This is a genomic window from Mesorhizobium sp. M0217, assembly GCF_040321955.1.
Classification (GTDB): domain Bacteria; phylum Pseudomonadota; class Alphaproteobacteria; order Rhizobiales; family Rhizobiaceae; genus Mesorhizobium.
In genome coordinates, this window is the sequence record NZ_JAMYSN010000026.1 from 24,723 (window position 1) to 38,356 (window position 13,634).

Here is a 13,634-nt window from a genome sequence, read left to right on the forward strand (position 1 = left end):
TGCTTGCGCTTGACGTCATCGCGACGTCTGGAATTTCTTCACCCTGATACCATGCCGGCGCAGGGCGTAGCCGATTTGCCATGGCGTGAGGCCGAGGATACGAGCCGCCCAGGCAGAACCCAACCGGCCTTGTCAATCGCGTCGATCAGCCGGTTGCGTTCCGTCAGATGCGGGCGACAAGCGGCATGGTTCGGATGCGGCCGTAAGAGGAGATACCTTGATGCGGAGGCGCCGATGCGACTGGCCGGCAGCTGCAATTCGCTTGATCTGTTACGGCCTGTGATATGAGGCGGCGAGTGCCTGATTGAGGTGCGTGGGTATTGCAGGCAGTGCCGGCAATCTGCGGCTCTCCTTCAGCGTCCAGGACGACGATCGCTCAATTACCCGTCTGCAGAAAGCGGGCAGGACGTTCACGACAATTGGCCAGCGTATGGCGAGCGTAATCTCCAGCTCGCTCGGGGCGGTCGGCACCTTCACATATCGTAGAGTCCCTGAGCGGGTATCTGCTTAGGGCATGCTGGATGGGCGGTTCAGGGCCTCGTCGACCCGATCTGCGGCCCGGTGGCTCATAGAGACGACTTCAGCGGTTGTCGTCCAGAGTGAACCTGAATTTTTTATCTGAGGCTGAATTGCGTATTCATGCAATGTCTCTTCATTTATTGGCTATTAAAGCAAAAAATGGCATGGCCGAGACTCAGCTGTACTGGATGATCGCCGCCTTAAGTGTGCGTGCGCCGGTCATCCGAATTTAAAGAGGATTCCGAAACCGCCGCGTGGATAGTTCCACTCGATCTCACCACTCGTCTCGCACAAAATCCGGCAGGTGCCGCACTCCATGCAGCCGTCGGCAGTGATCTCCACTTGACCCTTGTCGTTCAACTCATAACATTTCGCCGGGCAGACGTGGGTCAGCGCGAGCAAATTCGCGCTCGGCTTCTGGTGCGGTCGCACTTTGATGTGCGGGCGGCCGGAATCCACCAAGTAGCGGTTCTGGTAAAGCTTGTCCTCGACACGTGACTTCGTCGCTGCGCTGGTCATATCGTCTCCCCTCAGCGCCACGCCAATGCAAGGCGGACCGCGTCGCTGACCAGCCCCCAGCGCGAGCGCGCCTTGATGAAGGCCGCCGTGGTCGCCTTTTCCTTCTCGATCTTCGGCGTGCCGTCGACACGCATGAAGTTCTGCGCAGCTTGCGACATCAACCGCGGATAAGTCGTGAAATAATTGCTGGAATTGGTGTGGAGCAAGGCCGGCATGTCTTTGTATTTCCTCAGGTCCTTGACCACGAAGGACTTGTCCAGCATGGCTTTGTAAAGGGCGAGATTCCGTTTGTTCATCGGACCGTTGCGGCTCTTGACCTCGACGATTGCCTCAGCCGCAATGCGGCCGGAGGTCATGGCGAGGTTCGAACCCTCGCGGTGAATCGCGTTGTTCAGTTGCGCGGCATCGCCGACCACGACCCAACCATCGCCAAAGAGCTGCGGAATAGCCTTGTAGCCGCCTTCGGGAATGAGGTGTGCGGAATATTCTTTCACTTCCGAGCCGGCGATCAGCGGCCGGATCGAAGGATGGCTCTTCAAGGCATCAAGGAGAACGTAGGGGCTCTCGACCATCGCGGCAAAATCGGAGACGAGGCAGCCAATGCCCAGTGAGATGGACTCCTTGTTGGTATAGAGGAAGCCGAGCCCGGCCATGCTGCGGGAGGTCGTGCCCACCGCCTCGATCACGCAGCCCTCATCGCCCTTTACGCCAAACCGCTGCTCAATGACCTCTTCGGGCAAGAAATGCATTTCCTTGACGGCGAGGGCCACGGTTTGCGGCTTTGGCATCTCGCGCAGGCCGGCTCGAGTGCCAAGCAGTCCGCAGACACCTTCTGCGAGAACGACCACGTCCGCGTAGATGGCCCCGCCCGCCCGGTCTGTGCGGACGCCGATCACCCTGTCCTTGGCATCACGGATGAGTTCCGTCACGGTCGTCTCGCACAGAACGGTCGCGCCGGCCGCGCGCACCTTACGCGAAAACCATTTATCGAACTGGGCACGGATGATCGTGTATCGGTTGGGCTTCGCCTCATTGAAGTCGTCCGACCTATAGTGAATCCCGGTATGGGATGTGTCGTCCATCACCCAAAGCCGCTGTTCAACCAAATGCCGCTCGAGAGGCGCATCATCCCGGAAATCCGGGATGATCTTCTCCAGCATGTTCGCGTACATGATGGCACCCTGGACATTCTTGGAGCCCGGGTATTCACCCCGCTCCAACTGCAGCACCTTCAGGCCATGGCTGGCCATGGTGTAAGCAGCTGCGTTTCCGGACATGCCTGCCCCAACAACAATGGCGTCGAAGTTTTCCTCGATCATGTCCATCCCCTTAGCTCGAAAGCTTATCGCGACTGTGGGGCGACAGCCGCCGGGTGAAGGCTTCCGTCAGTGCGGGCAGGAAGCGGATCGCGTCGGTGACGATTCCGAGGTGAGCGAAATCGAAAATCGGCGCGTTCGGGTCGGTGTTGATGGCCACGATGAGATCCGCCCCCTCCACGCCAACCCGATGCTGGACGGCGCCGGAAATCCCGGCCGCTATGTAAAGCTTCGGCCGGATCGTCTTGCCAGTTTGGCCGATCTGCCGATCAGCTGGCATCCAGCTCTTCTGGACTAACGGACGCGAACAGCCGTGCTCGGCGCCGATTGCTCGTGCGAGGTTCTTCACAAGCTGCAGGTTCTCCGCCGCGCCAAGACCAAGGCCTCCCGCAACCACGACGTCGGCATAGGCAAGGTTTGCCTTCGCCGACTGATTGTCCGGCAGGAAGCCGAGGACTTTGGTAGCGATCTCGTCCTCGGCAAGCGAAAGCTTGTGCCGGATGACACGCCCGACCGGTTTATCCGTCCGCTGCGGCATGGGCATGACCCTCGGCCGCACGGTCGCCATCTGCGGGCGGAAATTGAGCGTATAGATCGTGCACAACAAGGAACCGCCGAAAGTCGGACGCGTGGCGGCGAGCGAACTGTCGGTATCTACATCGAGTTCGGTGCAGTCGGCCGTGAGCCCCGTCTGCAAGGTCGTCGCCACGGAGCCGGCAAGATCCCTGCCCAGTGTGGTGGCACCGAGAAGAAGGATTTCGGGTTTGTGGGTATCGACCAGATCCGTCAACGCCTTGGTGAAAGGTTCATTCCGATAGTCGGCGAGCAGGGGCGCCTCGGCGATGTAGACAAGGTCAGCGCCATACGCGAATGCTTCGGCAACGGCGTTCCCCACGGCCTCTCCCGGCGGTCCAAGCACGACACCTGCAAGCTGGACCTGAAGCTTGTCTGCTAAGTTGCGGCCTTCGCCGAGCAGTTCGAACGATACCGGATGGACCTCGCCACGTTCGAGCTCGATGAAAACCCAAACGTGCCGGTAGTCCTTGAAATGGGCGGGCAACTCCTTCTTTATGCCGGCGCGGCCGGCGGCAGGGCGAGGGGTTTCTCCATTCGCGGTCGACATCGTTTTTGCTCCTTGCCGTCACGCGCCGCCGTTAAAGGCGAGCTCATGTTCCAGCGCCGGCTGGCGGGTGAAGATTGCGGTGATGAGTTCGTCAGCGACATCGCGCAAGGCCTTCTCGGCGGTGTCGATTTGTGCCGCCTTTTCAGCTCGAGCAGGAGGGGCGAAAACACGTTTGACGACCGTCGGTGAACCGCGCAGGCCGCATTTGGTGAGATCCTCAATGCCGGCGTCGGCCGCGCTCCATTTCAAGACCTGGCTGCGCGCGGCGCACAAGGCGTCCTGGATCGAGCCCCGGCGGATCTCGTTTGTGCCTTCCAGCATGGTGATGAGGCAAGGGAGCCTGCTCTTCAGCATCTGTGTGCCGCCTTCGGAACGGCGCTCGACCTTGATCTCGCGTGCAGCAAGGTCGACAGAAGGGATCTTCGCGACATAGGTCAGTTGCAGGAGTCCGAGGCGCTTGGCGATGCCGGGCCCGACCTGGGCGGTGTCGCCATCGATCGTCTGCTTGCCGGTGAAGACGAGGTCTGGCGTGCCGAACGTCTCGCCAATCTTCGCGATTGCCTGGGAAAGGGCGAACGAGGTTGCCAGCGTGTCGGAGCCGGCAAAATAGCGGTCGGTCAAGAGCACCGCTCGGTCGGCGCCGTAACCGAGCGCCTTGCGCAGCGCGTCCTCTGCCATGGGCGGACCCATGGTGAGCACAGTGACTTCGCCGCCATGTGCGTCGCGCAGTCTGAGCGCTTCTTCGAGGGCGAACAGGTCGTAAGGGTTGATGATGGTCGGAACACCCTGGCGCATGATCGTGTTCGTGACCGGATGGACCCTTATCTGTGCCGAGTCCGGCACCTGCTTGATGCAGATTACGATGTGCATTGGCGGTTTCTCTAGGCTCCTGTCCGGGTCCGGCATTGCGGTTATCTCCTTTGTCCGCATTATTCGTGCCAAGTCTCTTGCGCTCCCCCTTTCCTACAACTTCGGCTGGTTGCTTCTGACGGCGCTGTGGTGATGACCGCATTTGGCGGCTGCTCGACATTGTCGCGTCGCACCCTTGTCGCCGGTCATTCCCGTCCGAACCGCTTCAGTACCGAGTCGAACGGAACAAAGGTGTGACCCGGCGCGGCAGGTTTGTTCGGATCGTGGTCCTTGAGCACCTTGAAAATCCGATGCGTGAGCGGCGAGGAAATCGCAAAGTCCTCGTAAGCTCGTTCGAGCGTCGCGCGCACCCTCGCGGCAATCACCTGGTCGGGCAGACCGGAGAAATCTTCTTCGGCGAGGTATTGGCCCACACGCTTCATGATATGGAGCCGCGAGACATTCAGTACCTTCGGGTCATAGGCGACGCCTAGGACTGAGAAGAATTCCTCTGCAGCCGACAAGCGCTTCAGTCGTGCGAGGATGTCGGTGACATCCATGGGGCGGCTGTCAGCGGAACAATTCATTGCATTCTTCCTGGTCGCAAAACTGTGGCCTCTGTGCGCTCGCGCACGGCTGACTTGGACCCGCACAGCTCGATGAGGGATGCCTCGCTGCACATTCCATCGTAGAGCTCGACCAGTCGAGTTGCAGTGACGGTCGATTTGGTCTCGGCCGCCTCGCGTCGGACGCGGGCCACCATCGCGGCTGCCAGATCCGGGTCGAGATCGCGACCGCTTTCGCTCAGCACATGGGCAATCGCAGTGGCGCCGGAATGCTTGCCGATGACGATCCGCCGGCAGCGGCCCACGAGAGTCGGATCGAGCCCCTGATAAGTACGCGAGTCCTTCAGCAGCCCTGCGACGTGAATGCCGGATTCGTGGGTGAATACATCGGCGCCGACGACCGGCTTAGTGGCTGCGGTCTGCCGGCGGGCGGCCCAAGCCACCTGGGCGGCGAGGCCGGGCAATGCGGTCAGCTCAATGCCGGTGTCTGCGCCGTCGAAGACTGCCATTGCGGCGGCCACCTCCTCCAGCGCGGCATTGCCCGCACGCTCGCCGAGCCCCAGGACGGTGACGGAGGCATGGCGCGCGCCTGCGCGGATCGCCGCCAGCGTGTTGGCGCCAGCAAGTCCGAGATCGTTGTGCGCATGAAATTCAAGGTCGATTGGAGACTGCACCACGAGCTGGGCGACAAGTTCGAAGGTCGAAAACGGGTCGAGAACACCGACTGTGTCGGCCAGCCTCACGCGGCTTGCGCCGGCGCGAGCGGCCGTCTCGATGACGCGGGCGAGATGATCCCGATTGGCCCGCGAGGCATCCTCGCAGCCCACCGCGACGAAGAAGCCGGCATCGGCGGCGCGCCTGACCATATGATCGATGACCTGGAGCGCTCCCGCCTTGTCGAGGCCGAGCTTGGCGGCAAGTTGGATGTCCGACGCAGGCAGCGACAAATTGACCGCTTGGACGCCGCTCTCGATCGCTGCATCGAGATCCAACGACGTCATCCGGCACCAGGCCATGAGCCGAACCGGAAGACGCCGCGCTACCACGGCGCGAATTGTTTCCATCTCGTCGACGCCCATGACCGGCGTGCCGATCTCGATCTCTGTCACGCCAGCCGCCGCAAGAGACTCAGCGATCTCCAGCTTTTCCGTCGTGGTGAAGGCGACGCCCGGCGCCTGCTCGCCATCGCGCAAGGTCGTATCGTTGAGGGAGACATGACCGGTCATGACAGGCAGCCTGTTCTTCTGCGGCTCACGCATAGACCGGACTACCCGGCCCAGAACCGGAAAAGCTGCGCAGCTTCCCCACGATTCCCGGCATGACCTCGAGTACCCGGTCGATGTCCTCTTCGCTGTTGTCCCGCGCCAAGGAGAAGCGGACTGCCGCGTGTGGCGTTTTCATCGCGCTTAGGACATGGCTTGGTTCCAGAGAGCCGGAGGTGCAGGCCGAGCCAGAGGAACACGCGATGCCAATGCGGCTGAGGAGAAGTGGAATTCCATCACTTTCGACATGTTCGAAGGAGATGTTTGCGGTGTTGGGCAACCGTTGCAAGGGATCACCAGTGACACAGGTGCTTGGGATGCGCTGGAGGATCCCGCCCTCCAGGCGATCGCGGAGCGACTTTACCCGTGTGGTCTCGTCGTCCATGAATTTCAAGGCGAGTTCGGCCGCCGTGCCGAGCCCGGCTATGCCGGGCGTATTCTCGGTGCCAGCACGCCGGTTGTGTTCTTGGTGACCCCCCTTGATCAGCGAATGGAAATCGACGCCACGTTTTACGAAAAGCGCACCGATCCCTTTCGGCCCGTGCAGCTTGTGGCCGGAGAGCGACAGCATGTCGATTGCGGTCGACTTCAGGTCCATCGGAAGCTTGCCGACCGCCTGCACAGCATCGGTATGGAATAGGGCGCCCACTTCCTTGGCCAACTCGGAAAGCCTTGCCACGGGGAAGATCACACCAGTCTCGTTGTTCGCCCACATTATTGATACGATTGCAACCTGTGGGGTGAGGGCGGCCATATAGGCGTCGAGATCGAGCCGACCACGGCAATCCACCGGGATCCTGTGCACCTTGAGGCGGCGGGTCTTCTCAAGATGCGCGCAGAGCGTCAGCACGGCGGGATGCTCGACCGCGGACGTCACGATCTCGGTTCGGTTGGGCGCCGCCTCGAGCGCTGAAAGAAGCGCTGCATTGTCGCTTTCTGTCCCACCCGAGGTGAAAGTGATCTCATCCTCGAACTGCGCGCCGATCAGCGCTTGCAACTGCCTCCGCGCCTTTCTCACCGCCGCACTGACTGAGGCGCCAAGAGCGTGTGCCGACGAAGGGTTGCCGAATTGATCCCTAAAGAACGGCAACATCGCTTGCACGACCTCAGGATCGACCCGTGTGGTTGCGTTGTTGTCGAGGTAGACAGGCTTCATAGGTGCGATCCTCAGTTAAACAGAATGACGCGAGCGCTAGACCGACTCGTTGAGCCTCTGGCGCATGCCGTTGATGATCATTTGAACTGGCAGCGCGCGCAGGCGCCCGGAGTGTTTGACGTAAACCGGATCTCCGTCGATATGGACATGTTCGCAGTGGCCGTAGGTCAGCCCGCAGGTACGGACGCCCGAACGCGATAACGCTACCGATGAGCCGAATTTGGCGCAGCGGCGCGATTTGTCCGCAAGCAGCTCGGGTGCCACCAGGAACCGAGCTGCTTCGGGAGGCGACGTTCTTTGAATCCTACTGGGAGCGAATGGCGGTCCCGAGATCGGCTTTGACCTTGTCTTGTTTTTTAGGACGGGGACATCTGTTGTGCCGGCCATATAAGTCTCCTCTGCCGCAAAATCACTCTGTCGGCCGCACAGACGCTTCGGGCGTTTAACTGAAGGACTTGCCGCAGCCGCACTTTTCGCGCGCATTGGGGTTATCGAAGACAAAACCGGAAGATTGGAGCCCGGTGAGGAAGTCGACGGTCATGCCGGCTACATGGGGTTGGGAGCCCGCGTCCACGAACAGCTTGACCCCATCTGTGTCAGTGATCGCGTCGCCCTCGCGCGACACGCTCTCCAGGCCCATTAAGTATTTGAAGCCTGCGCAGCCGCCGGCCTCGACCATAATGCGAAAGCCTTCCGCCGGCTCGCTGGCACGGCAAAGAGCAGTCTTGAAGGCGGCAACAGCGTTGTCGGTGAGCGTAATCATGGCTCCATTCTCCTCAGTCCGCGACCTGCTTGCCCATCACGTTGCATGCACCGTGCCAAAGCCAAAAAACGTTTCAACACAGCGCGGCATCTCTCGCACTGGTGCCTCTTGATTGCTGATAAGGTGTCGGCCAATCGACACGTGCTGTCGGGTTTGTCAGGTCCGGCACGAGGGATGTTGGCCTGAGTTCTTGGGTGAACTCACATCACCAAGGACAGAACTTCTTCTGAGCTTGCCTCGGCGCAATTGGCACGGTTTTTGAAGCTCCGTTTGGCGAGACGGCAAGAGCATGCCGATCCACAACCATGCCGTGGGTGCCATCGCGATGGATGGGGCGAAGCAAGGGAGTAACATGTCAGGACCGTGGTCAGATACGCGTTGTTGGCAAAGCAGCGCCGCTCGTGGCATCCGAATGCCCGCTTGGCCGATTGCGACAACATCCATACTGGCTCACCACCGCCCAGTAGCCGCCGACCGGCTCGATGGGATGCCATCGGCATGTGGCTGCTCGCCGGTTTTCGCATCGGTGCGACGCCGTGCGCACGCTGTCCAGCGACACCTTGTTCATGGGCCAGCAGCAGATCAGGATCGAGCATTTCGGCGCGCCTTATCGGCTGAAGGTTCCCGGGCAGGGCAGATGATCCTCACACGTCGTAGAAACAGGGGTACGCATGGACCAACGCGAGAAACCGTCGCCCGACGAAATCCGGCGGGCGTGCAAAGACAATCCGAAGATCCGGGAGCATGATCTCGCCGCTCGATTGGGCATTTCGGAAGCCGAGTTGGTCGCGGCGCATTGTGGTCACGGCGCGGTGCGCATCGAGCCGCGCGTCGATGATCTGCTGACCGGCCTCGAAGCGGTCGGCGAGGTGATGGCGGTCACCAGCAACGAAAGTGCCGTGCACCAAAAGATTGGCGTCTACGGCAAAGTGGTCACCGGCAACCAGCATGCCATACTGCTCGGCGACGAGATCGACCTGCGCATCTTCCCGAAAGCGTGGGCGTATGGCTTCGCCGTCGAGAAGCGCGAGGGGGCCGAGATCCGTCGCAGCCTGCAATTCTTTGATGCCACCGGCGAGGCGATGCACAAAGCTCATCTCACGCCCGCCTCGAACCTGCAGGCCTATCAGGATCTGACGGCAGAGCTTGTATCCCCCGACCAGGAGCCGATCATATCGCTCGAGGCGAGCGGGGCGCGCGATAACGCAGTGAGTCCAGACCACGCCACCACGGTCGACGACCTACGCGAGCACTGGGGCCGGCTAAGCGACGTGCATCAGTTCTACCATATGTTGAAGACACTGAAGCTCAGCCGCTGCCAGGCGATGCGTATGGCCGACGAGGATGACGCCTGGCTACTCGACAATGATGCCATTGGCGCCCTGTTCCAACAGGCGGCCGAAGACGAGATGCCGATCATGTGCTTTGTCGGCAATCGTGGTTGCATTCAGATCCATTCCGGCCCGATCAGGTCGGTCAAGCAGATCGGGCCGCGGATCAATGTGCTCGAAGAGACCTTCCATCTGCATCTTAGGACCCATCGCATCCGCGAGGTCTGGGCCGTGCGCAAGCCGACGAGGGATGGTCACGTTACGTCCATTGAAGCCTATGGCGCGGACGGCAAGATGATCATCCAGTTCTTCGGCACGCGCAAGGAAGGCGAACGCGAGGGCAGCGACTGGCGGTTTCTGGCCGAGAGTCTGCCACGCGTTCCCGGTCCGACCTCCAGGGGTGTGTTGACTGCCGACAGGTCCTCGGATTGAATTGGCAGCGATAGGACTCAGCACCACGTTCCGACAGCGGCTCGCGAGCAAATCTAGGTCCATGAGCGGAAAAGATGCCGTCGTAGCGCATGCGCATGGTCAGGTGATGCACGCCGGAATGGACCGCATCTATACAGTCAAGCTGGTCGCCGGTCGGCACCGGTGCGCACGAGTGCATCGCCGTCTGCCGGAAAAGCCTTGCAGCGCCTGCGAGCGATAAAACGCATACGCCATCAGCGCCGAACCGAAGCGCGGCTTGACCTTTTTAATATTTCCGATCGTCTCGCGCAAGCGCCGTCGGGTCTTCTCGGACCGCACCCGATCCTTGCGCTGGATCGCGTCATTGCTCAATCCGGGCCGTGCGAGCGATCTACTCGCTCGTCGACCGGCAGGCTGTGCAGCAACAGCCAAGCCGAACAGCCCGATGTCGCGGGCTCGACAAAACCGACCACGGATGTCGGTTGTCGGACGTTGTCATAAGAATGATGGACAGGTGATCATCAGCGGCAGACCCAGCGCAGGCTGGCATTGCTTGGTGCACCGCCATGGCTACCCTATCCGGCACGCGACTTGCTTCGACAATTTGATCAGCAGGGCAGAGGTGATTGACCAGTCTCTCAACCCTAACGGGGAAGCGGCCGCTTTGCTTCATGACCGGAGCGCGGCGGAGATGCCCCTCTGATCGACTTCGCAACCCATCTCATCCGCGCTGGTGCAGGTGGGCTGTATCAGGCGACAGAATCTAGAAGGCGCCCGACAAGAGACGTGCCCATGCTGGAAATCGACTTTATGAACAGCGGTGCAATCTCAATTGAGCCATGAACGCCAATGTAGAGAAAACAAAATGGCGACCAACCCCGTTCCAGATCATGTCCCGCCCGAAATGGTGAGGGACTTCAGCCTGTTTACATCGCCAGGGATGCCACCAACACCCAACGGGGATCCACACGCAGCTGTCGCTTGCGTACATGACGGGCCTCCGATCTTTTACTCCCGCTACAACACGCAAGATGGCCGGGGTACCTGGGTCATCACCCGAGCCGCGGACCAGCGGAAGGTGCTGCAGGACGCAGAGACTTTTTCCAGCCATCGCAGCATCTTCTCCTCCATACTGGGTGAGAACTGGCCGACGATCCCGCTTGAGCTCGATCCACCGGCCCATGGCGTCTTTCGCTCACTGCTTAATCCGCTGCTTTCGCCAAAGCGGGTGTTGGCTTTGGAACCGGCTGTCCGCGAACGGGCGGTCGAGCTGATCGAAAGGATCGCCGCGTCGCGCACAAGCTGCGACGTGATGAAGGATTTTGCCTTTCCTTTCGCGGTGAGCACCTTTCTTCGCTTTCTGGGGTTGCCTGATGACCGACTCGATACATTCGTCGGCTGGGGGAAAGATCTGCTCCACGGCGACGATAAGGAACGACCTGTGGCTGCCCGGACGATCGTGGCATTCATCGACGAACTTGCAGCCATGCGCCGCGATGAGGCGGTTGACGATTTCATGACCTTTATAGTGCAGGCACAGGTCGAGGGCCGCCGGCTGACTGACACCCAAGTCCGCGGCATCGGCGTGCTTGTCTTCGTCGCTGGGCTCGACACGGTCGCAGCAGCTATAGGCTTTGACTTGGCGTACCTCGCACGCAACCTCAAAGATCAGCAATTGCTGCGGAGCGAACCGGACCGCATCCCGCTCGCAACCGAAGAATTGCTGCGGGCCTATCCGCCCATTCAGTTGATCCGCGTGGCCACGAAAGATATCGACTTCGAAGGCGCGCCGATCCGGAAGGGGGACTATGTTTCCTGCGCCACGATGATTGCCAATCGTGACCCGGCGGAATTCGAATGCCCCAACACGATTGATTTGGAGCGGGAGGACAACCGCCACGCAGCGTTTGGCTATGGTCCCCACCGTTGCCTTGGCTCACACCTTGCCCGGCGGGAGATTGTCATTGGCCTGGAGGAGTGGCTGGCGCGCATCCCGGCTTTCAGGATCAAGCAGGGTACGGCGCCGATAACTTCTGGCGGCCATGTGTTCGGGATCGAAAATTTGGTCCTGGACTGGTCTTAGGCCCGCCCCGAGCCGGGCACAGACAATGGAGGCAGCGCCATGCGCATCATCGTCCAAAAGGCCAAATGCCAGGGCCACGCGCGATGCGCGGCGCAAGCGCCGGACATCTTTAAACTCGATAATGACGGTTACATCCTGCCTGGTGACATTGAAGTTGCGGAAGGGGAGGAACTGCCTGCATCACGAGGCGCGCGATCCTGTCCTGAACGTGCGCTGGAACTCACTCGCTGACGCTCTGGATGAGACGGCATTCAACCGTGAGTCTGGCGGCTTGAACCATGTGGCCGCACTCAGCACGCGGCGTTGTCCTGCACGGTCCACGTCCAACTCTGCGGGGCATTTCCGGCGCCAGTGTTCCCGTGAGGCGCAAACGGCAGGGCAGGGGTTCGCGAACCTCTTCGAATCACAGAATTTGCGTCAGAGACGATGGACCAGACGAGAATTGCCGAACTACTCGACGCGAGGCGACCCGGAGTGCCGTACCGAAGAACTGCCCGACCCATGTTGCGGCAGGCCGGCTCTCTGCATGATTTGATAGGGCGAAACCAGGAGAACGCACCATATTTGCCCAACATTATGCCCGGCTCAGCACCGGCCAATGGCCGCAGCTGGAGAGAAGGTTCGACCAGCATGTGCTTGCCTGTGTGCTTTCACGTGCGCTCGAGGAGATCGAGGCCGGCGAGGCGACGGCGACGGAGGCAACCGGACTTTCGCGCGCCGAGTTGCGCGATGTCCTGTCCCGCTGTTTCCCTGCTTTTCCTATCAACGCGTTTGCCTTGGAAGAGGGGAGCGAGCCTGAGCCGGATCTGGAAGAAGAACTTCTGCGCGGACTGCTGCTGGCGCATGCCCGGCCCGACGACAAGGCAAGCGCCCGCTTCGCCAAGATCATCGCCCGGCGTGCCATGCGCAATGACCACCTCTGGCAAGACCTTGGCCTTTTTAGTCGAAGCGACCTCGGCCGCCTGCTCGCCTCGCATTTTCCGACGCTGGCGGCCGGCAACACCCAAAACATGAAATGGAAAAAATACTTTTATCGCAAGCTCTGCGAGGCCGAAGGCTTTTCGCTGTGCAGCGCGCCCAGTTGCCGGGAATGCAATGATGTCGAAAGCTGCTTCGGCCCGGAGGAAGGCGAAAGCCGCCTCACACGGATCAAGAACGGCATCGCCTCGGATTGAGAACCGCTTTCGTCTGTCGTACAGCCGCAGCGCTCGCGCCGCGCCATATGTCTCTTACGAACGTAGACTGACGCCTTCGGGGATTGAATGCTGTGCCTGCTGTCCGATTAGTCGCCATGCTCACTTCGGCGGGCGCCGTCATGATGGCGGTGCGGGATGCGGCCCGCACCATCGCCGCCGAGCAACTGGTGTTCTCCGGGCCGTTGCTGCTCGCCTGCCTGGCGGTTGCGGCGCCTGGGCGGCCGCGGTTCACCGCCGTCATTGTTCGCGCTGGTGCACAGTTTCGCCTCGATCACCCATTGGGGTGGCCAGATTGTCTCCGGCGTCGCCATCAATTTCGTTGCTGCGGCTCCGCCATCATTCTCGGCCAGTTTCCGGCGGCGCGCGCGCTGGGGTTCCTGGAAGCTTTTCGAACTTTCTGCCTTGCGCCTCCAGCTGAATTTCGCGCGCTCATGAAGGAAGTTGACGGCCCTGGACATACAGTGATGCAAGCATGATCGAACCGCTTATTCGGGGGTTCGAGTCGGGAGAGGGCTACCGCCAATACAGCGCTGTTGTAGA

14 protein-coding genes and 2 pseudogenes are annotated in these 13,634 nt (G+C 60.8%); 6 read left to right on the forward strand and 10 right to left on the reverse strand.

Features of this window, described 5'->3' with window-relative positions; translation table 11 throughout:
- Window positions 1-15: 15 nt before the first annotated feature.
- From NKJ18_RS27405 to NKJ18_RS27450, 10 genes and pseudogenes are all read right to left on the reverse strand, one after another.
- Window positions 16-173 (reverse strand): annotated as a pseudogene (locus NKJ18_RS27405) (helix-turn-helix domain-containing protein); the annotation flags it as partial.
- A 565-nt stretch (window positions 174-738) separates the two neighbouring features.
- Window positions 739-1,038, reverse strand: a complete 300-nt coding sequence (locus NKJ18_RS27410) for a ferredoxin family protein (RefSeq protein WP_023687351.1) — start codon at window positions 1,036-1,038, stop codon at window positions 739-741.
- A gap of 11 nt (window positions 1,039-1,049) precedes the next feature.
- Window positions 1,050-2,357, reverse strand: coding sequence for an FAD-binding protein (locus NKJ18_RS27415; RefSeq protein WP_023687350.1), 1,308 nt, complete (start codon window positions 2,355-2,357; stop codon window positions 1,050-1,052).
- Between the two features lie 10 nt (window positions 2,358-2,367).
- On the reverse strand, window positions 2,368-3,477 hold the full coding sequence (locus NKJ18_RS27420) for an electron transfer flavoprotein subunit alpha/FixB family protein (protein ID WP_023685019.1): 1,110 nt from the start codon (window positions 3,475-3,477) through the stop codon (window positions 2,368-2,370).
- 18 nt (window positions 3,478-3,495) lie between these two features.
- Window positions 3,496-4,347, reverse strand: a complete 852-nt coding sequence (locus tag NKJ18_RS27425) for an electron transfer flavoprotein subunit beta/FixA family protein (protein ID WP_023672212.1) — start codon at window positions 4,345-4,347, stop codon at window positions 3,496-3,498.
- A 185-nt stretch (window positions 4,348-4,532) separates the two neighbouring features.
- Complete coding sequence (nifW, locus tag NKJ18_RS27430) at window positions 4,533-4,913, reverse strand: nitrogenase stabilizing/protective protein NifW (protein ID WP_023687348.1); 381 nt, start codon at window positions 4,911-4,913, stop codon at window positions 4,533-4,535.
- Window positions 4,910-6,118 carry a homocitrate synthase gene (nifV, locus tag NKJ18_RS27435; protein ID WP_023727119.1) on the reverse strand — a complete coding sequence of 403 codons (1,209 nt, stop codon included), beginning with the start codon at window positions 6,116-6,118 and terminating at the stop codon, window positions 4,910-4,912. Before nifV ends, nifW begins: the two co-directional genes overlap by 4 nt.
- Before the next feature lie 25 nt (window positions 6,119-6,143).
- Window positions 6,144-7,310 (reverse strand): cysteine desulfurase NifS, encoded by a 1,167-nt coding sequence (gene nifS / locus NKJ18_RS27440; RefSeq protein WP_023827194.1) that lies wholly within the window; start codon window positions 7,308-7,310, stop codon window positions 6,144-6,146.
- Between the two features lie 36 nt (window positions 7,311-7,346).
- Window positions 7,347-7,697 (reverse strand): hypothetical protein, encoded by a 351-nt coding sequence (locus NKJ18_RS27445; protein ID WP_155922507.1) that lies wholly within the window; start codon window positions 7,695-7,697, stop codon window positions 7,347-7,349.
- A 55-nt stretch (window positions 7,698-7,752) separates the two neighbouring features.
- The gene (locus NKJ18_RS27450) at window positions 7,753-8,073 is read right to left on the reverse strand and encodes a HesB/IscA family protein (protein WP_023672207.1); all 321 of its coding nucleotides are present in this window, start codon (window positions 8,071-8,073) and stop codon (window positions 7,753-7,755) included.
- A 536-nt stretch (window positions 8,074-8,609) separates the two neighbouring features.
- On the opposite strand from NKJ18_RS27450, the gene hemP reads away from it, so the two are divergent.
- The 6 genes and pseudogenes from hemP to NKJ18_RS33065 form a co-directional block, all read left to right on the forward strand.
- Window positions 8,610-8,714 (forward strand): hemin uptake protein HemP, encoded by a 105-nt coding sequence (hemP, locus tag NKJ18_RS27455; protein WP_023672206.1) that lies wholly within the window; start codon window positions 8,610-8,612, stop codon window positions 8,712-8,714.
- A gap of 30 nt (window positions 8,715-8,744) precedes the next feature.
- Window positions 8,745-9,836: a hemin-degrading factor gene (locus NKJ18_RS27460; protein WP_023672205.1), complete on the forward strand. Its 1,092-nt coding sequence runs from the start codon at window positions 8,745-8,747 to the stop codon at window positions 9,834-9,836.
- Window positions 9,837-10,680: 844 nt separating this feature from the next.
- A complete protein-coding gene (locus NKJ18_RS27465) occupies window positions 10,681-11,898 on the forward strand; it encodes a cytochrome P450 (RefSeq protein WP_031197232.1) in 1,218 nt (405 codons plus the stop codon).
- A gap of 39 nt (window positions 11,899-11,937) precedes the next feature.
- Window positions 11,938-12,129 carry a ferredoxin gene (locus tag NKJ18_RS27470; RefSeq protein ID WP_081725572.1) on the forward strand — a complete coding sequence of 64 codons (192 nt, stop codon included), beginning with the start codon at window positions 11,938-11,940 and terminating at the stop codon, window positions 12,127-12,129.
- Window positions 12,130-12,458: 329 nt separating this feature from the next.
- Window positions 12,459-13,073, forward strand: coding sequence for a nitrogen fixation protein NifQ (locus tag NKJ18_RS27475; RefSeq protein WP_032910252.1), 615 nt, complete (start codon window positions 12,459-12,461; stop codon window positions 13,071-13,073).
- A 264-nt stretch (window positions 13,074-13,337) separates the two neighbouring features.
- Window positions 13,338-13,525: pseudogene (locus tag NKJ18_RS33065) on the forward strand (ABC transporter permease); the annotation flags it as partial.
- Window positions 13,526-13,634 lie beyond the last annotated feature (109 nt).